General features: G+C 59.5%; 15 protein-coding genes and 1 pseudogene. 9 read left to right on the forward strand and 7 right to left on the reverse strand.

Going from position 1 to position 17,526, the window contains the following annotated elements; genetic code table 11:
- Positions 1 to 223: hypothetical protein (locus IFT71_RS21270; RefSeq protein WP_206757477.1), on the reverse strand; the 223-nt coding region annotated here is incomplete at its 3' end.
- A gap of 681 nt (positions 224 to 904) precedes the next feature.
- Here IFT71_RS21270 and IFT71_RS21945 point away from each other — a divergent pair.
- The 3 genes from IFT71_RS21945 to IFT71_RS20580 all read left to right on the forward strand — a co-directional run bounded on the left by IFT71_RS21945 (position 905) and on the right by IFT71_RS20580 (position 5,340).
- Entirely contained in the window at positions 905 to 2,407 is a 1,503-nt protein-coding gene (locus IFT71_RS21945; RefSeq protein WP_192143287.1) for a recombinase family protein, read from the forward strand.
- 708 nt (positions 2,408 to 3,115) lie between these two features.
- On the forward strand, positions 3,116 to 3,607 hold the full coding sequence (locus IFT71_RS20575) for a MucR family transcriptional regulator (RefSeq protein WP_192143289.1): 492 nt from the start codon (positions 3,116 to 3,118) through the stop codon (positions 3,605 to 3,607).
- A gap of 296 nt (positions 3,608 to 3,903) precedes the next feature.
- Entirely contained in the window at positions 3,904 to 5,340 is a 1,437-nt protein-coding gene (locus IFT71_RS20580) for an IS1182 family transposase (protein ID WP_192143291.1), read from the forward strand.
- A gap of 859 nt (positions 5,341 to 6,199) precedes the next feature.
- Here IFT71_RS20580 and IFT71_RS20585 read toward each other — a convergent pair.
- Together IFT71_RS20585 and IFT71_RS20590 are read right to left on the reverse strand one after the other, a co-directional pair.
- The gene (locus tag IFT71_RS20585; protein WP_192143293.1) at positions 6,200 to 7,393 is read right to left on the reverse strand and encodes an IS91 family transposase; all 1,194 of its coding nucleotides are present in this window, start codon (positions 7,391 to 7,393) and stop codon (positions 6,200 to 6,202) included.
- Between the two features lie 10 nt (positions 7,394 to 7,403).
- Positions 7,404 to 8,306, reverse strand: a pseudogene (locus IFT71_RS20590) (tyrosine-type recombinase/integrase); the annotation flags it as partial.
- Between the two features lie 296 nt (positions 8,307 to 8,602).
- Between IFT71_RS20590 and IFT71_RS20595 the strand changes: the two are divergent.
- Positions 8,603 to 9,139, forward strand: coding sequence for a J domain-containing protein (locus IFT71_RS20595; RefSeq protein ID WP_192071838.1), 537 nt, complete (start codon positions 8,603 to 8,605; stop codon positions 9,137 to 9,139).
- 865 nt (positions 9,140 to 10,004) lie between these two features.
- Here IFT71_RS20595 and IFT71_RS20600 read toward each other — a convergent pair.
- Positions 10,005 to 10,700: a GntR family transcriptional regulator gene (locus IFT71_RS20600; RefSeq protein ID WP_192071837.1), complete on the reverse strand. Its 696-nt coding sequence runs from the start codon at positions 10,698 to 10,700 to the stop codon at positions 10,005 to 10,007.
- A gap of 99 nt (positions 10,701 to 10,799) precedes the next feature.
- Here IFT71_RS20600 and IFT71_RS20605 point away from each other — a divergent pair, with 99 nt between their 5' ends.
- From IFT71_RS20605 to IFT71_RS20625, 5 genes are read left to right on the forward strand one after another with little or no spacing between them, the layout of a single operon-like run.
- A complete protein-coding gene (locus IFT71_RS20605; RefSeq protein ID WP_192143295.1) occupies positions 10,800 to 11,402 on the forward strand; it encodes an amino acid synthesis family protein in 603 nt (200 codons plus the stop codon).
- Positions 11,402 to 12,226, forward strand: coding sequence for an alpha/beta fold hydrolase (locus IFT71_RS20610; RefSeq protein WP_192143297.1), 825 nt, complete (start codon positions 11,402 to 11,404; stop codon positions 12,224 to 12,226). Before IFT71_RS20605 ends, IFT71_RS20610 begins: the two co-directional genes overlap by 1 nt.
- A 2-nt stretch (positions 12,227 to 12,228) precedes the next feature.
- Positions 12,229 to 13,707: an aldehyde dehydrogenase gene (locus tag IFT71_RS20615; RefSeq protein WP_192143299.1), complete on the forward strand. Its 1,479-nt coding sequence runs from the start codon at positions 12,229 to 12,231 to the stop codon at positions 13,705 to 13,707.
- Positions 13,704 to 14,222 (forward strand): flavin reductase family protein, encoded by a 519-nt coding sequence (locus IFT71_RS20620; RefSeq protein ID WP_197976259.1) that lies wholly within the window; start codon positions 13,704 to 13,706, stop codon positions 14,220 to 14,222. Before IFT71_RS20615 ends, IFT71_RS20620 begins: the two co-directional genes overlap by 4 nt.
- On the forward strand, positions 14,219 to 15,661 hold the full coding sequence (locus IFT71_RS20625; RefSeq protein WP_192143301.1) for an NAD-dependent succinate-semialdehyde dehydrogenase: 1,443 nt from the start codon (positions 14,219 to 14,221) through the stop codon (positions 15,659 to 15,661). Before IFT71_RS20620 ends, IFT71_RS20625 begins: the two co-directional genes overlap by 4 nt.
- A 52-nt stretch (positions 15,662 to 15,713) precedes the next feature.
- Here IFT71_RS20625 and IFT71_RS20630 read toward each other — a convergent pair whose 3' ends face one another.
- From IFT71_RS20630 to IFT71_RS20640, 3 genes are read right to left on the reverse strand one after another with little or no spacing between them, the layout of a single operon-like run.
- Positions 15,714 to 16,115, reverse strand: coding sequence for a carboxymuconolactone decarboxylase family protein (locus tag IFT71_RS20630; RefSeq protein WP_192071831.1), 402 nt, complete (start codon positions 16,113 to 16,115; stop codon positions 15,714 to 15,716).
- Positions 16,112 to 16,408, reverse strand: a complete 297-nt coding sequence (locus tag IFT71_RS20635; RefSeq protein ID WP_192071830.1) for a DUF1330 domain-containing protein — start codon at positions 16,406 to 16,408, stop codon at positions 16,112 to 16,114. Before IFT71_RS20635 ends, IFT71_RS20630 begins: the two co-directional genes overlap by 4 nt.
- On the reverse strand, positions 16,408 to 17,445 hold the full coding sequence (locus tag IFT71_RS20640) for an LLM class flavin-dependent oxidoreductase (RefSeq protein WP_192143303.1): 1,038 nt from the start codon (positions 17,443 to 17,445) through the stop codon (positions 16,408 to 16,410). The genes IFT71_RS20635 and IFT71_RS20640 overlap by 1 nt, the downstream gene beginning before the upstream one ends.
- Positions 17,446 to 17,526: the final 81 nt, after the last annotated feature.

Consider the following 17,526-nt stretch of genomic DNA (forward strand, 5'->3'; position numbering starts at 1 on the left):
CGATAAGCACCCCGAATAAGCCGGGGATCTCAACTGACAACGTAGTTGAAACCGAGCCGTAGACGGAGATCGCCAGTATTGCGGTGTTAATTATCAGAACGGTGTAGAGGATTGGGATCTGTTGCAGCAGAATATAAAACTGCTCCACCCGCAAGTCGGCCTGTAGTGCAGCAGGTACGTGGCGCGTTAGTCTCACCAGTTTTACCACGTTAAATACGAGCACCGCGACTCATCTGATTTTAAGATATTTGCGTCTTTAAGTCTGCGAAGGTGGCGCAACCCATGTGCCAGCTACGCCATATAATGGCCTTTAGGACTACCGAGCCTACCCTCCTCGCCAAGTCTCTGACGTATCATCCTCTTCCACCACTTTGTTAATGAGAGACTTGGAGCCGGCATTTCCAACTAGTCGACTCATCTCGATTGCTACCTCCGGCGTCATAAATACAACAGTGCCATCCGGTGCTTCTATAAAGACATGGCCATCGTTTACCCAGACTTTGCGGGAGGGACCATAAGGTACTGGTGGTGCCATTAAACATTCCGGTCAGATAGGCGTTGACAGATATGCACAATCATACCCTCTGGAGTACGCCAATGCCTTGATCTATGCTGTATTCAGCGGCGCGTCAGGCACGTCAAACATGCCCGTCCTGCCTTTCAATTTTTGAGACAAATATTGAAGCCTGTGGTCGCTGCAGACAAGGGGCATTGCCCCACCCTGACCGAAATCGGTTATTTTATGAGTTATCACACACGCTACGCATTCAAGGTGGGTGGGGGGCAGCTGGTGGGGGGCGACGCATTATCCCCAGCGTTGCGTTGGAGCTATAGCCGCCTCTGAACACCGCCCAATTCAAATATCTCGCTGATATGGTAGATACGGCTTATCGGAGGTTTAGCCGTGATCCAGTCAGATACATCTGTAGCAAAGAGATACGCTTATTCGTATGTTCGCTTCAGCAGCCTCGAGCAGATGAGCGGCGATAGCATCAGGCGCCAGACGGCGCTGGCTGCTTCTTATGCAGATGAGTTCTCCCTCATTCTCGACGATCGCCTTACATACAGAGACTATGGTATATCCGGTTTCCGGGGTCAGAACTCTGCGTCAGGGCACCTTGGAGATTTTCTTGCGGCAGTTTCTGTAGGGATCGTACCACAAGGCAGCCTTTTGCTCGTCGAGAATCTTGACCGACTGAGTCGAGAAAGCGCTTTGAATGCTCAGAGTTTGCTGACACAAATCGTTCTTGCTGGTATAACGATTGTCACACTATCCAATCGGCGAACTTACTCGATCGATGAGTTGCGTCGAGACCCGATGGGCTTGATATACGCGCTGATAAACTTTATCCGCGCAAATGAAGAAAGCGAGTTAAAGTCATTCAGAGGAAAGGCAAGTTGGAGCGCGAAAAGGGCGATCGCGGGGTCCGAGCCGATTACGTCCAGCTGTCCGAGATGGCTGGAGCTAAATAAAAATGACAAAGCATTTTCAATAATACCAGCGAGGGCAGAGGTAGTCAGAGACATATTTAGACTTGATCAAGAGGGTGTATCTAATACCAAAATCGCGGAAATGTTTAACCGCGATAAGGTGCCAGCTTGGAAGCCAGATAGTCTATGGACGCGCGACAAAGTGGGTTGGATTGCCAGATCAAGCGCTGTTGTAGGGACCTTTGTTCCTCATGTCATAGAATGGAAAGACGGGAGGCAGACCCGCGTACCTTGCCCACCTATACGTGGATACTATCCTGCTATCATATCAGTGGATACGTTTCATAAGGTACAGATTGGTCGCCTGACCAGTAACTGGGCTGGTCATGGTAGTGTTAACTACATACTGAATCAACTTGCGGTATGCGAATATTGCGGCAGTTTGATGATTGTTAGTCCATCAGCCCCGAATGGCCCGAGCATTATATGTTCGGCATCCGTAGCTGGAACTGCAGCCCATTATGCGCCCATCCCCTATGGCCCCGTTGATGCCGCTCTTCGCCAAGGCCTATCGACAATCTTCAGCGCCTGCGACATTAGCGCGCCTGGATATGGCCGAAGCAGGAGACTATCCGTAGCTCAAAACAATGTTGATCGAGCCAGGCGCGAGCTTCTCGCGGTCAGCCTCAGCCCATCTTATACAGATCGATTGAAAGAGATGCGCTATACCGTTGATCTATTAGAGCAGGACCTTTTAGATAAGGCGGATATGTATCAACACTCAGCGACCATCAGACTAGAGAACCAACTCTCTGAGGTCATCGAATACCTTTCGATAGGTCACAATGACAAAAAGTCATCCATTGCCATAAACGAAATGATGAGAGTTATATTCGCCAAGGTAGTTGTCAGCTCTAAAACAGGGCATATTGACTTATATCATAAGGATGGAAGGGCCCATCGTGTAGTGACATAGAGCCATGTCGCTATACGCTTTTGACCCAAGGGAATTGCAATATATTGTGAAGTAATGTGTTATCCGTATTATTGACATAACTATTTTAGACTATGATCTTTACTACAACGTCAATGTAAATAGTATATATCAGCAATGCATCTCTTAGTTTTATAAAATAGCTTCTGGCTATGAGCTATCTTAAGACCGACGATACAGATCCATAATTTGTACAAATCGTCAGTCGATTTAAAGGCCTCTTATGCCATTATAGCCCATACGAGTTTTAGGGGAAGTGGCTATGTCGTCGGCCTTACATAAACAAAACCAGATTTCACAATGACTTGAGGAAGAGGCGATTGCGAGGGCTGCATCGACAAAAAGTATAGATCCTGCTGAGCGAGATCTATATTTAATTCGTGCAGAGCATTATGCTGACTACGCTTGGAGTCTTGCAGAAACGAACGATCACGCATTTATTCCTTCGGTAATCTGGCATCCAAATTTACACGGGGCCGAGCAAATCTCAGGATAGGACAGGGTCCAGCTTACGTGAGCGTATCGTTTTATAGCCTTGGTGCGGCTAATTGGTATAAAGACTTAGCTATTTTATATTTTTGGCATCGCAGCGTTATTTAAGGAGGGCGTTGATTAATTTCGCGTTCTGCACCGAACTAGGTTGTCATCGTAGATAATTCTCCTAAATGGCAAACCTTAGTGGAGCATAGTATGACTGATGAGAATATCCAGCTGAACGCTGTCGAGCTTGCCGCCGAGTTGACGATTGCGTGGTTGTCTAATTCTAATACCCGAACATCCGCCGATGAGGTTCCAGCGTTTCTCGCCCGGATGCATTCGAGCGTTCAGTCTCTGATGAGCGGCGCTGAGGGGACAGACGCTCCTGCTACTGGCGCGCAGGATTATTCACCCGCAGTTTCGACGCGAAAGTCTTTGGCGAACCCCGACTTCATCGTCAGCATGGTTGATGGAAAATCATACAAAACTCTACGTCGCCACCTTTCAAAGCACGGCATGACGCCAGAGGAATATCGCGTGCGGTATAACCTAAAAGACGATTATCCTATGGTTGCCCCAACCTATTCGGAAGCTCGCCGTGCGATGGCCCACAGGATTGGCCTGGGAACCGTCCGCAAGGGCGATGGCACGTCACCAAAGGCTGCGGCAAAATCAAAAAAGCCAAAAGCGGTACCCTCCGAGTAAGTGCAAGCTGGCCTCCTTATAGGGGCCAGCTTTTGCCGTGCATTACCGCCAGGGCATTCAACGTATGATTCCCGTTTAGCCTCTCCACCGGTAGAATGGAGCATGGCTTGCAAGATTTAGTAGGATCTTAGTCATTCGAGAGTTCGAGGTATCTACTCGAACGTTGGTGTATGATCGGTATCAGCCAAGCGCCTTTGAGCGGTTGCTGCAGCTGCCCCCCTGTCGGAAAACACATCAGACTCTACGAAAACTGCGTGATGGACTCCCGTCAGGTTTCGTATCCGGTATGATCGGGCATGAGCTACATCGAACGTCAATCGCGCGATCAAATGCTGCTGCTGCCAGCCTCGGTCGATGACTATGTGGCGGCAGACAACGCGGTGCGTTTCATCGCGGCCTTTGTCGACGATCTGGATCCGGGGGAACTGGGCTTTGACCGCTTTCGACCAAAGGCGACGGGCCGACCCGGCTACGATCCCGCGGATCTGCTGAAGCTTTATCTTTATGGCTATCTCAATAGGGTCCGCTCAAGCCGATGCCTGGCGGCGGAAGCCGGGCGCAATCTCGAAGTGATCTGGCTGCTGGGCGGCCTGCGTCCCAACTTTCGCACGATCGCGGATTTTCGGCGCGTGAACCGGGCAGCATTCAAGCCGCTGTTTCGCGCCTTCGTGCTGCTGTGCCGCAAGCTCGATCTGTTCGGGCGGGAACTGGTTGCTGTGGACGGCACGCGCCTCAAGGCGGTGAACAGCCGTAAACGCAACTTCACGCAGCAAAAGCTGGCCGGATGGATCAAGCTCGCCGACGAGCGGATCGAAGAGTATTTGGGACGGCTCGATCGAGCCGACCGCGCGGAAATCGAAGCGCAAGGCGCGGCGCGCCGTGCGGCCACGCTCGAGGCGAAGCTCGCGCGGGTGCGAACACGGCGTGAGCTACACCAGGCGATGCTCGCCGAACTTGTCGCCAGCGGCGAAAGCCAGCTGTCACTTACCGACCCTGATGCCCGGGGGATGGCGATGCACCCCAAGGTCGGGGTGGGCTATAATGCACAGGTCGCAATCGATGCCCGGCACAAGCTGATCGTCGAGCAGAATGTCACCAACTCCGGAAGCGACCTTGGCTTCCTGGCCCAAACAGCAGGCGCCGCGCGTGAGGTGCTGGGCGTCGAACGTATCGATGCAGTCGCTGACAAGAGCTACTACAAGGGTGAGGATATTGCTGCTTGCGAGGATATCGGCGTCGTGCCCTATGTCGCGCGGCCGCAGCGCGGCTCGGCGGTTGCAAGCGGCTATTTTAACAGAACCGAGTTTCGCTACGACCCAAAGGCCGACTGTTACGTCTGCCCGAGTGGTGATCGCCTTGATCCTTATACCCGCACCCGCAAGGACGAGCATATCTCCATCCGCTATACCAATATGCGGGCCTGCCAAACCTGCTCCCTAAAGCCGCAATGCACTTCAGGCTCGCGGCGAACTATTGATCGCTGGGAAAACGAGGCGGTGCTTGAACGCATGGCCGAACGACTTGTCGCGCGGCCCGATATCCTCGACAAGCGACGCGAGACGGTCGAGCACCCGTTTGGATCAATCAAACAGTGGATGAACCAGGGTGCGTTCCTCATGCGCGGTCTCGCCAACGTCAACGCCGAGTTCAGCCTGACAGCGCTCGCCTACAACCTGCGGCGAGCCATCAACATCCTCGGCATTCCCGCCCTGCTACGCGCCGTGCAGGCCTGAAAAGGCCGGACATCTTCTTCTCAAGAGAATATCGCGCTGAAGATGCCCAATGTGAGGGATTTGACCCGCCGATGAGCGGTCCAATCCAGAAATTCTGCCTCGAGCGCCCTCCAGGGCAGCGCGCGCCTAACGGCATGGCCATCCCGGAGTTCTCGGACGGTCTGACATGTTTTTCGACAGGGTCCAGCTGCAAAGGCAGCAGAGATTATGCGTACGTGGTATGGCTCGTACTCTACCCTTCCCACAATTTTACAAGATACCCTGTCGGAATGAGAAAGCGTGCGACAACCTCACCGAGAGGGTTTTTCGTCAGGTGAGCGGCGACGCCTTTACGGTATGCGTTCCAAACCGGCACCGTTGCTTGCTTTCAAGCTTGCTGAGTCGATTTCTGAAATTTGCGAATGGCCGTTCACCAGAAGCCCAACAGTCACGACCGCCTCATCGAAAGACGGCTTCGTCCCACTTCTCGCCACCCATGCGGCCCCGTCGGCGACGACATGCCTACATGAACAAACGGCCGAAGTTGGGAAGGCCGGAAGAGCCTGCTAATGTCTGCTTGTGTGAAGGAAATCGGGCACCGGCAGGTGTACGATATCCTCCAAAGCAGGAAGCCGCGGGCCGCGGATGCTGGCCTATGGGGTTTTCGGTTTTCGCCCTGGTTTGAGGCGCGTGCAACAGCTGCCCGGGCGGGCATCTGTGGGCTGGAAGAAGGCCGTCTGGCGCTGGGTTTGGCTTGGACTCTGGCTTCGACGAAGGCGTGAGATGTTGGTCGGCACGCGGAGCGGCATCGTCGACGCGAGCGTCATTATGGCCGGAAGCGCACAGGCTGCGTGGCGGAATGCAGGTGAACCATGCCGGGTCATGGCGCGGTGGTCCCGGTCGGGTCGGTGGCATGCGGCGGTGCGCGGGGCTGGCGCCAGCGTTCGAAGGTCTCGATGATGAGCATGCGTCCGCCACAGCATGGGCACGGCGGGCGGGCATCGTCGGGTTCGACCGGCGCGACATCGGCCACGGGCGGGACAATACCGAGCAGTTGGCGGGCGTGTTCGAGGTGAGCCTTGCGGGTGGCGCTAGCGAGCAGGCCGTAATGGCGGATGCGGTGGAAGCCCTTCGGGAGAACGTGGATCAGGAGGCGCCGGATGAACTCGTCAGCGGCCAGCGTCATCAGCTGCTGCCGGTCGGCGACATCGTTGCGGTAATTCTTGTAGCGTAATGTCACCCCGGTCTCGTCGAAGCGGACGAGGCGGCTTTTCGAGATGGCGACCCGGTGGGTGTAGCGCGACAGATAGGCGAGCACCGCCTGCGGTCCCGCGAACGGCGGTTTGGCATAGACGACACAGGTCTTTTTGCGGACCGGGGACAGGTGTCGCAGGAAGGCGCGGCGGTCGGCGAGTGCCGCAAGACTGCCGAAGAAGCCGAGCCGTCCCGCCTCGTACAGCGCCATCAGCCGGGTCAGGAACAGGCGGCGGAACAGCTTGCCGAGCACACGCACCGGCAGCAGGAACGCGGGGCGTGACGACACCCAGCGGTTGCCGTCCGGGGACAGCCCGCCGCCGGGTACGATCATGTGGATGTGCGGGTGGTGGGTCATCGCCGACCCCCAGGTATGAAGGACCGCGGTGATGCCGATGCGGGCGCCGAGATGCTTCGGGTCAGCGGCGATGGTCGTCATCGTCTCGGACGCCGCCTGGAACAGCAGGCCGTAGACTGCAGCCTTGTTCTGGTAGGCGATGTCGGCGACCTCGGCCGGCAGGGTGAAGACGACGTGGAAATAGCCGACCGGAAGCAGGTCGGCCTCGCGCTCGGCAAGCCATGCGCGCGCGGCCGCACCCTGGCACCGGGGACAATGCCGGTTGCGACAGGAGTTATAGGCGACCCGCCAGTGTCCGCAGTCGGTACATGCCTCGGTGTGGCCGCCGAGCGCAGCGGTGCGGCAATGTTCGACAGCCGACATGACCTTGAGCTGGTCGAGGCTCAGATGCCCGGCGTGGGCAGTCCGGTATGCAGGACCGGCAGCACGGAAGATGTCGGCGACCTCGAGCGAGGTGCGCATCGCGCGCTCGCCCGGCGGGTGGCTTGCCCTCCATCAGCGCCATCAACCGGTCAAGCGGACCGGTCACGGCATGGATCGTGCGCGTGGCGACCTTGGTATAGAGCGCGGTCGTTTCGAGCTTGCTGTGCCCGAGCAGCACCTGGATGACGCGGATGTCGACGTCCTGCTCGAGCAGGTGGGTGGCGAAACTGTGCCGCAGCGTGTGCGGGCTGACGCGCTTGCGGATCCCGGCCGCCTCGGCAGCCTCATGAACGGCGCGGTGGAGCTGTCTGGTTGAGATCGGATCGGTGTAGCTGCGCCCCGGGAACAGCCAGCCGTGCGGCAACAGGACACTGCGCCGCTTGCCCTCGCGCCACCAGAGCCGGAGCAGTTCAAGCAGTTGCGGCGACAGCATCGCGTTACGGTCCTTGCGGCCCTTGCCCTCCTCGATGCGGATCAGCATGCGCTTGCTGTCGATGTCGTCGGCTCTGAGGTGTGCGACCTCCGACACCCGCAATCCGGCGCCGTACGCGACGCCCAGCGCGGCGCGGTACTTGATGCCCGGTGCCGCCTCGAGCAGCCGCCCTACCTCCTCGACGCTCAGCACGTCGGGCAGCTTGCGGGGACGAGGCGCGAGGACCAGCCTGCGCGACAGGTCGGGCCGGTCAAGCGTCACGCCAAACAGGAACCGCAGCGCCGATACCGTGGCGCCGATGACGGCCTCTCCGACACCGTGCTCGCGCTGGTGAAGCTGGAAGCGCCGTACGTCCTCGGCAGTCGCGGTCTCCGGCGAGCGTCGCAGGAACGCCGCGAAGGCGCGAACGTGGCGGACATAGTCGTGCTGGGTACGCGACCGCATTGAGCGCATCGCCATGTCGTCGAGCATCCGCTGGCGCAGCGGCGTAACGGACTGTTCGGTGGGTAGAGTCGCCATGGAGAGTTCCTCTCGTTGAAGGAACTCCATCGTCTCCCGCCGCTGCCGCAGAACCAAACCTCAGCGCCGCTGCGCTACCTCAACCGCCACCACCACTGCCGCGCAGCGGCTTCGTGCAATGGGTCAACGCCTAGGGGTGGCGTAGTGTCGTCGAAAGCACGAAGTTGCGGATGGGAATGGCAGCCGCCTGACTGTTGGCGCCCAAAGCCGCCCTTTGGATCACCGAGAAGGCCTGGGTTAGATCACGGACCAGGCGGACTTTTCTTTTTCGCGTTTTAGCCGCAAGGAACGGCTAGATGGCTCTCTCACCCGACTATTATTCTGTTCTAGGGGTGCCCTCGACGGCAAGTCGCGACACTATCCACGCCGCGTGGAAAGCGCTGCTCCGTCAATATCACCCCGATGCCAATCATGGAGCGGACGTTTCTGCTCGTGCAAAAGAGATCAACGAGGCGTATTCCGTTTTGGGGAAGAAGGAAGCACGCGCCGCCTATGATCGGTCGCAGATCAGGCCGTCTGCCCACCGATCAACTACGGACCGCCCGTTTCACCCCAGGAAAGCCGGCAGACGCCCGATGCGACCTAGCCCGTCGATGCAGCCCAGCGATAGCTTCTCGCAGCCGCTACAGCCCAACGAATGGCTGATGGGCCTTTTCCTGCTGATCCTTACCGCCGCACCGATCGCTACAATCCTGGTTCTGTGGAATGAGGAATCCGGATTGGCACCTACGGTTCGACGTAGCGTCACCGCTCATCCCGTGCCCAAGCCACCTGCAAAAGCCGTCCGCAGCTCATCGGGCACAAAACTCGGACTTCGACAGCCTGCTTCTTAAACTATTGCCCAGTCGCGACATTCGAGTTCGCAGGGTCAGGCGCCAAAAGTCGTCGTAACGCGGAGATGAACAAGCGGCCGAAGTTGGGAAGCTGGGAAGGGGGCGGGGACGTCTGCTTCTGGGTCGACGTGTTGATGGGTGGGGCCGGTACCGACTGGTCCCGCCAATCACTTCTTCGGGGTGCTGAGATTACGCGGATCCAGCAGCCGTCTTCAAGTTTTTTCCGGTTCGTCCGTCCTTCAGGAACTTCGAGGCGGCCTCGCCAGCCATTTCGCTTTTATACTTTTATGTAGCCTTGCCGACGGCGTTCCTATCGCGCGCGCGCCTACCGGTGCGTTCGTTGTGGCATGGATGGCAAACCAAATCGCATTTTGACATCTCGTCCAGTATTGCAACGTCAGAACAGCCTTGAGACACCATATCCGAAATGTTCGCGCGTTTATCAGTGCCTGGCCGGTGGTCGCACTCCAGCGGTGTATCAAGTTTGCTTTGGTGCTCGTTGCAATCCGAACAGCGGCCGCCTCGACGGTCAATTTCGGCCTGGCGGGTCTTCTCAGCACGACCCTTCGATGTCAGCGTAACCATGATCACGATCTTAATTGGGACGCGTTAATAACCCGTTTTCGGCGCTGACTGATATCTCGGCTTAAGAATTGGGCGGCAGCTTTTAGCGGGCTCAGCCATTCCGCGGATGGTAGGCGGATAGCGGCAAAGTTCCCAAACCTTGCCGCTCCGACCGTCGCTAATGTAACATGAACGAGCGGACGAAGTTGGGGGACTAGAGAGGGGGTCTGAACGACCGCAATTGGGTCGTTTAGTCGTCGAACTCGAATGCAAGGTGTGTCAAAAATCGGCGCTTATAGATTTATGCCTCGGATCCTTCGATTTCACGAAGTTTATCGCACGCGATCTTTGCTGCTTCTCGGACATGCTTTTGGCAAGCGGCAGCCGCTCCTGATGAATCCTGGCGTTCGATGAGATCGACCATTCCTGCTAGCCGTTTGAGCCCAGAAGCTTGCCGTCCAACGACCGATAGCGTCATCGCGCGTAACTGACTGATCCGACTGTTCAATCGTTGGACGATTTCCCAGGCGATGAGGTGTCCGCCTGTCTTGAAGATGATCTCGTAGAAACAGGTCGTCGCTCTTAACGCTCCAATCGCACTACGCTGTTCATGGGCAACGGCAATATCCGCCAGTGCCGACTTCAGTGCCGAGACGGTCACCTCTGTAGCGACGCGAGCGCACGCCGCGACCGCGGACGATTCGAGCTGGATGCGAATGTCGTAAATCTGTTCCGCCTGGTCGATCGTGATGATCCCCAAGCGCGGTCCCGACGGTGTTCCCTCAACAAGGCCTTCGGACTCGAGATTGCGAATAACCTCGCGGATCACCGACCGGCTTACCCCCAAGCGCTCGGCTAAATTGCGTTCCACCAAGCGTTCGCCAGGGCTGATTCGGCCTTCGAGAATAGCATCGCGAACGCGGTCGAGCGCGATCAGGCGCAGGGTCTGCGGCCGGGATTCGATCCGGTCCAGCATGTTTACGTCGTCATTCTGCATCAGCGTTGTTCCCTCAAAGATCACCATAAATGAACAATTGCCATTGTCCAATCAGGTGGTATACCAACAGACACCATACAGGCAGGAGGGTTGCTAGACATGGCATTAAGCATTCGAAAGATCGTCTCGTACGTTGAAGAAGTGCGTACCGAAGGCGGCAAGGAAGCCGGCACCCCGGTTACCACCGTCATGGTTGCAGCCGTTCTCCAGAACCCATGGGCCGGACGAGGCTTCGTCGAAGACCTTCAGCCCGAGATCCGCGCGTGCGCGTCCGACCTTGGTGCGCTGATCGTCGAGCGGCTGATCGCGGCGATCGGCGGGGCGGACCGGATCGAAGCCTATGGCAAGGCGGCGGTCGTTGGCGCCGCTGGTGAGATCGAGCATGCCTCGGCGTTGATCCACACGCTGCGCTTCGGCAACCACTATCGCGAGGCGGTCGAGGCAAAGTCCTATCTGAGCTTCACCAACAAGCGTGGCGGGCTGGGAACGTCGATCCAGGTGCCAATGATGCACAAGGACGATGAGGGCCAGCGCTCGCACTACATCACCGGCGAGTTCTCGATTTCGGACGCCCCGCTTCCTGACGAGATCGTCGTCGTTCTGGGTGCGGCGGATGCGGGGCGGGTCCATCCCCGTATCGGGAACCGATATCTCGACCTGGAAGCTATCGCAGCCGAAAAGGCAGCGCGGCAGGCGTCGTGATGGCTTGCGTTCCCGACACGGTGAACGTGCCACTGTCCTACGACGATAGCGGCGGCACGGGGCCTGTGGTCGTCCTCATTCACGGTGTCGGGCTGTCTCGTGGAATGTGGGCGGCGCAGGCGCCGCTACTCGAGACAGAGTACCGCGTCATTGCCGTCGACATGCTTGGTCATGGCGATAGTGCGCGCCCTCCCGAAGATGCCGGTCTAGATAGCTTTGCCGATCACATTGTCGCGGTGCTGGATCATGCGGGGGTCGATCGGGCGACCTTTATCGGGTTCTCGATGGGGGCACTTGTCGCGCGCGCCGTGGCCTTGCGTCATCGCAGCCGGGTCGAGGCTCTCGTCCTTTTAAACAGCGTGTTCGATCGCTCGCCAGACATACGCTCGACTATCATGGCCCGTGTCGCCGATGTCGCCACAGACGGTCCAGCCGCGAACATCGATGGCGCGATCGAGCGATGGTTCAGCCCGGCGTTCCGCAACGTGAATGCTAGGTATATTGCGGACCTGCGCACGAGCTTCGTAGCCAACGACCCGGCCGGGTATGCGGTGGCCTACCGGTTGTTCGCAACCGAGGATTGCTATGGCGATGCGGAGCTGTCCACCATCAACGTTCCGACCCTCGTTGCGACCGGCGAATATGACATTGGCTCGACACCGGCGATGGCAAGGTCTTTGGCCGCGCGCATACCCGGCGCGGTCTGCCGGGTCGTGGAGAATGCGCGGCATATGATGCCGGTCGAAATGGCAGATGCGACCAACGCCCTCCTGTTGGATTTCCTGGCTACGATCGGGTGTCACCAACCCTCCTTGGGAGATTGAAGATGACGACCACCACGTTCCAGATGCTCGTGGGTGGGCAATCGGTCCCTGCCGTCTCGGGCGCGACCTACACCTCCCTCAACCCGGCGACAGGAGAGGCATGGTCTACGCTTCCTGACGGCGATGCGGCGGACGTCGATCATGCTGTGCGTGTTGCCGATGCCGCTTTCCGTTCAGACGAATGGCGCCGGCTGACTGCCAGCGCGCGCGGCAAACTCCTTCGGCGCCTTGGTGATCTAGTTGCCGAACATGCCGTCGAACTCGCAGAACTCGAAACCCGCGATAACGGGAAGCTAATCCGAGAGACGCGCGGCCAGCTCGCCTACCTGCCGGAGTTCTTCCACTACGCCGCGGGCCTGGCCGACAAGCTCGAGGGCAGCACGCTGCCGATCGACAAGACCGACATGTTCGCCTTCACCGTCCACGAGCCGCTTGGCGTCGTCGCTGCGATCGTGCCCTGGAACAGCCCGCTCTATCTGACCGCGATCAAGCTCGCGCCGGCGCTGGCGGCAGGCAATACATTGGTGATCAAGCCTTCCGAGCATGCATCGGCCAGCATCCTGCGCTTTGCCGAGCTAGTTGCGCTCGCCGGCTTTCCCGATGGCGTCGTCAACGTCGTGACGGGCTTCGGTGCAGGCGCAGGCGCGGCGTTGACGCGTCATCCGCTGGTTCGTCGTGTCGCTTTCACTGGGGGGGCCGCCACAGCGCGACATGTCGTACGAGCCACAGCGGAGAATTTCGCGAAGCTGTCGCTCGAACTCGGTGGCAAGTCCGCAAACATCGTTTTCGCCGACGCAGATATTGGAAGTGCGGTGAATGGGGTCGTGGCCGGTATCTATGCAGCTTCCGGTCAGAGTTGTGTCGCAGGATCGCGGTTGCTGGTCCAGAACGGCATCTATGACAGGTTCGTCGCCGCGCTGCGCGAGCGCATCGCACGGATCACGATCGGCGATCCGCTTGACCCGTCTTCGGACATGGGACCGATGGCAACGGAACAGCAGCTCGGTGTCGTCGAGACAATGGTCGCGCGTGCCCGTAAGCAAGGCGTGACCGTGCTAACCGGCGGCAAGCGCCCCGAGGGTCACCCCGGCTGGTTCTACGAACCGACGCTGCTCGAATGTGGGTCCGTCGATCTCGACATCGTCCAGAACGAGGTGTTCGGGCCGGTCGCAGCAATCATGCGCTTCAGCGACGAAGACGAAGCGATCCGTTTAGCCAACGGAACCGAGTACGCATTAGCGGCCGGGATCTGGACACGCGATCTTGCACGCGGTCACCGGATGGCGCGCGACGTCCACGCCGGGATTGTCTGGGTGAACACCTACCGAGCCGTGTCGGCGATGGCGCCGATCGGCGGCTATGGCGCCAGCGGCTACGGCCGTGAGGGCGGTATCCACTCCGTCCTCGACTACACCGAACTCAAGACCGTGTGGGTGAACCTGTCGGATCAACCGATGGGCGACCCGTTCGTGATGCGATGAAGGAAAGAGACATGACTGCAAGTTCGATCGATCCCGCCGAGTTCCGCACCGCGATGGCCGGCTTTCCCAGCGGCGTGACGGTCGTCACAACGCTGGATACGGAAGGCGCGATCGCCGGGTTCACCGCCAGCGCGTTCAGTTCGCTTTCGCTCGATCCGGCGCTTGTGCTGGTCTGTCCTGCGCTGACGTCGGCAACATACCCCCATCTCGTCAGCCGTCAGAGCTTTGCGATTCACATCCTTGCGGCCGGGCAGCAGGACCTTGCCATGGCATTCGCATCGAAGGGCACTGAGAAGATCGCCAGTCTGGACTGGACGCTCAGCGAACTGGGCAACCCGGTATTGCCGGGCGTAGCCTGTGTCATCGAGTGCACGCTGTGGCGCGAGTACGAAGGCGGCGACCATGCCATCGTCATCGGCGCCGTCCAGCGTATCGGTCTCACCGATAGCCCCGTCCTCATCTACCACAAGGGCAGCATGACGGATCACCCCTCGCCGGTGCTGGAGGCGGCATGACGTTGTATACGCTTCATCCGTTCCGCGACCGTGCGTTGATCGACGGCCGGTGGGTCTCTGCGACGGGGCAGGGTAGTGCGGTGTACGATCCGGCGACAGGCGAGATCATTGCTTTCGTGCCGGATCTCGGGCGGCAGGAAGCCCAGCTGGCAATCTCGGCTGCCGAACGTGCGCTCGTAGGTTGGCGTGCCCGACCGGCGGGAGAGCGCGCGGACATCCTCATGCGCTGGTACGCGCTCATGCAGGACCACCGCGATGCGCTTGCCCAGATCCTCACGGCGGAACAGGGCAAGCCGCTCGCCGAAGCTGCGGGGGAGATTCTCTACGCCGCAAGCTTCCTGCGCTGGTATGCGGAAGAGGCGCGGCGCGTCGATGGGGAGATCATCCCAGCACCAAAGGCCAGCCAGCGCATCCTCGTCTGGCACGAGCCCGTCGGGGTGACCGCCGCGATCACGCCGTGGAACTTCCCCGCGGCGATGATCACGCGCAAGGTAGGCCCCGCGCTTGCAGCTGGCTGTACGATGATCTTGAAGCCGGCGCCCGAGACGCCACTGACCGCGCTCGCACTCGCCGCGCTCGCAGAGGAGGCAGGTGTCCCAGCAGGCGTCTTCAATGTCGTGACGGGCGATGCCGCCGCGATCGGCGGCGCACTGATGGACAGTCCGGTAGTCCGCAAGGTGTCGTTCACGGGATCCACGCCGGTCGGTCGCATGCTGTTCGCACAGGCGGCGCCTACGCTGAAAAGGCTGTCACTCGAGCTCGGTGGGAACGCACCGTTCATCGTGTTCGATGACGCCGACCTCGATGCGGCGGTCGACGGTGCGATGCTGGGCAAGTTCCGGAACGCCGGCCAGACGTGTGTCTGCGTCAACCGCTTCCTGGTCCAGGACTCCGTACACGACCGTTTCGTCGAGATGCTGCGGGAGCGGATCGCGAAGCTCGTGGTGGGACCCGGAACGGATCCTGACACTACGATCGGCCCCCTCATCAACGAAAAGGCCGTGATCAAGGTGGAGGATCATGTCGCTGACGCCGTGCGTCGCGGCGGTCGATTGGTGGCGGGGGGCAAGCGGGGGGAAGGTCTTTTCTATCCGCCTACGCTGATTGCGGACGTCCCCGCCGATGCAGCGATCGCGCGGGATGAAACCTTCGGTCCGCTCGCGGGCGTCATACGGTTCACGGACGAGGCGGAAGCGATCCGTCTAGCGAACGATACCGAGTTCGGCCTGGCGGCCTACGCCTATACGCGAGACATTGGCCGCGCGATGCGAGTGGCCGGTGCGCTCGAGTACGGCATGGTGGGTTTGAACGAAGCGGCCATCTCCACCGAGGTCGCACCGTTCGGCGGGATCAAGGCGTCGGGCCAGGGGCGGGAGGGCTCCCGTCATGGTATCGCCGAGTATCTCGAGTTGAAGTACGTGATGATGGGCGGGTTGTAGAACCGGAACCGAAGCCAGACGCGCCGCGCTCGCATCTGGCTTCGGCCACCGGTCAGCCTTGAAAACCGTCGATTTCCGCGAACACCTCTTTGGCGAGCCGAAAGCTGTCGACCCCGGCGGGCACGCCGACGTAGACCGCGATCTGGAGCAAGACCTCGCGCAACTCCTCGCGGGTCACGCCGTTCGTGAGCGCACCGCGGATGTGCGCCTTGAACTCGTGACCGCGATTGAGCGCGGCGATCATGCCCAGGTTGAGGATGCTGCGGCTGCGGCGGTCGAGGCCCGGCCTGTTCCAGATATGGTCCCAGCAATACTCCGTCGTCAGTTCCTGCATCGGCCAGTTGAAGTCGTCCGCGCCGGCAAGGGCCTTGTCGACATACGCATCGCCAAGCACCTCACGCCTGGTCTCTAGGCCACGGTCGAAGGCTTCGCTGGTCGTCCGCTCGCTCGTCATTCTGGCAATCCTTCCACGATGAGTATCTCGACTTCGGCCGCACCCGCACGGGCTTTTCGCGCCGCGGTGTATTCGGGCGATGCGTGACAGGCGAGCGCGGCGTCCATGCTCTCGAACTCGATGACGACGTTGCGCTGGCGGGGCTCCGGCCCCTCCAGCGCAACGGCTTGTCCGCCACGCGACAACAGCTTGCCGCCGTTGCCGATCAGTGCTGCTGGGCCCAACGCCATGTAGTCGGCATAAGCTTCGGCATCGGTCACATCGACGCGGGCGATCCAGTAGGCTTTGGGCATCAGGCGAACGCCGGCGCGACCTGATCGATGAACCGTCGGATCGAGTCGCGCTTCTCTTCGAACGACATCGTGTTGTCGAGCCAGATGCTGTACTCGTCGACCCCCATGGCTTCGTAGGTCTTGAGCCGTGCGATGACCTCTTCTGGTGTACCGATCATGATGTTCCGACGGAGCTGCTCGGGCACGAAGTCCGGGAACCGTTCGGCGTCCAACGGCGCGATGTCGTGATGGAAGCCGTTGACCGGGGGCTTCCTGTTGCTCGCCCATGCGCCGTAGTTGCGGAAGAACAGCGAGATCGCTTCTGCAGCGCGCTGACCGTCCTCGTCACTGGCCTGAACATGGGCGTGCTGAAGGATCATCAATTGGGGACGCGGTACATCGGGGCTCGCAGCGCAGGCCTCGTCGAACTTGCGCGCCAAATCCTTCACTTCGTCGTCATTCTTGAACAGCGGTGTCGCCATCACGCTGCATCCGTTCGCCACCGCGAACTTATGCGACTCCGGATCGCGTGCGGCGATCCAGATGGGCGGCGTCGGCTTCTGGACGGGCTTTGGCACGCTGGTCGACACCGGGAACTGCCAAATCTCGCCGTCATGGGCGTAGTCGCCTTCCCACAGCTTGCGGACCACCGGCACCATCTCGCGCAGATACTTGCCACCGTCGTTCGCCGAAACGCCGTTGAGCATGCGGTCGAACTCGAACTGGTAGGCGCCGCGTGCCAGCCCGATCTCCGCCCGGCCATTGCTGATCACATCGAGCATCGCCGCTTCGCCTGCCATGCGGATCGGATGCCAGAAAGGTGCGATGAAGGTACCTGCACCCAGCCGAATGTTCTTCGTCCGCTCGGCTACCGCGGCAAGCAACGGGATCGGATTGGGGGAGATGGTATATTCCATCGAATGATGTTCGCCGATCCACACTTTGTGGAGGCCGCCTTCTTCCGCGAGATCGCACAGGGCGAGCAATTCTTCGTAGAGCTGCCGATGCGAGATCGCCTCGTCGTAGCGTTCCATATGCAGGAAGAGCGAGAACTTCATCCGTCGATCCTTTCCTCAAGGGCCTCTTCGAGAGCCCGATATTTTTGTCTTGCGTCCAACTTTAGCAGGACATACCGTCAT

The sequence above is a fragment of the Sphingomonas sp. CFBP 13733 genome (assembly GCF_014841795.1).
GTDB lineage: Bacteria > Pseudomonadota > Alphaproteobacteria > Sphingomonadales > Sphingomonadaceae > Sphingomonas > Sphingomonas aerolata.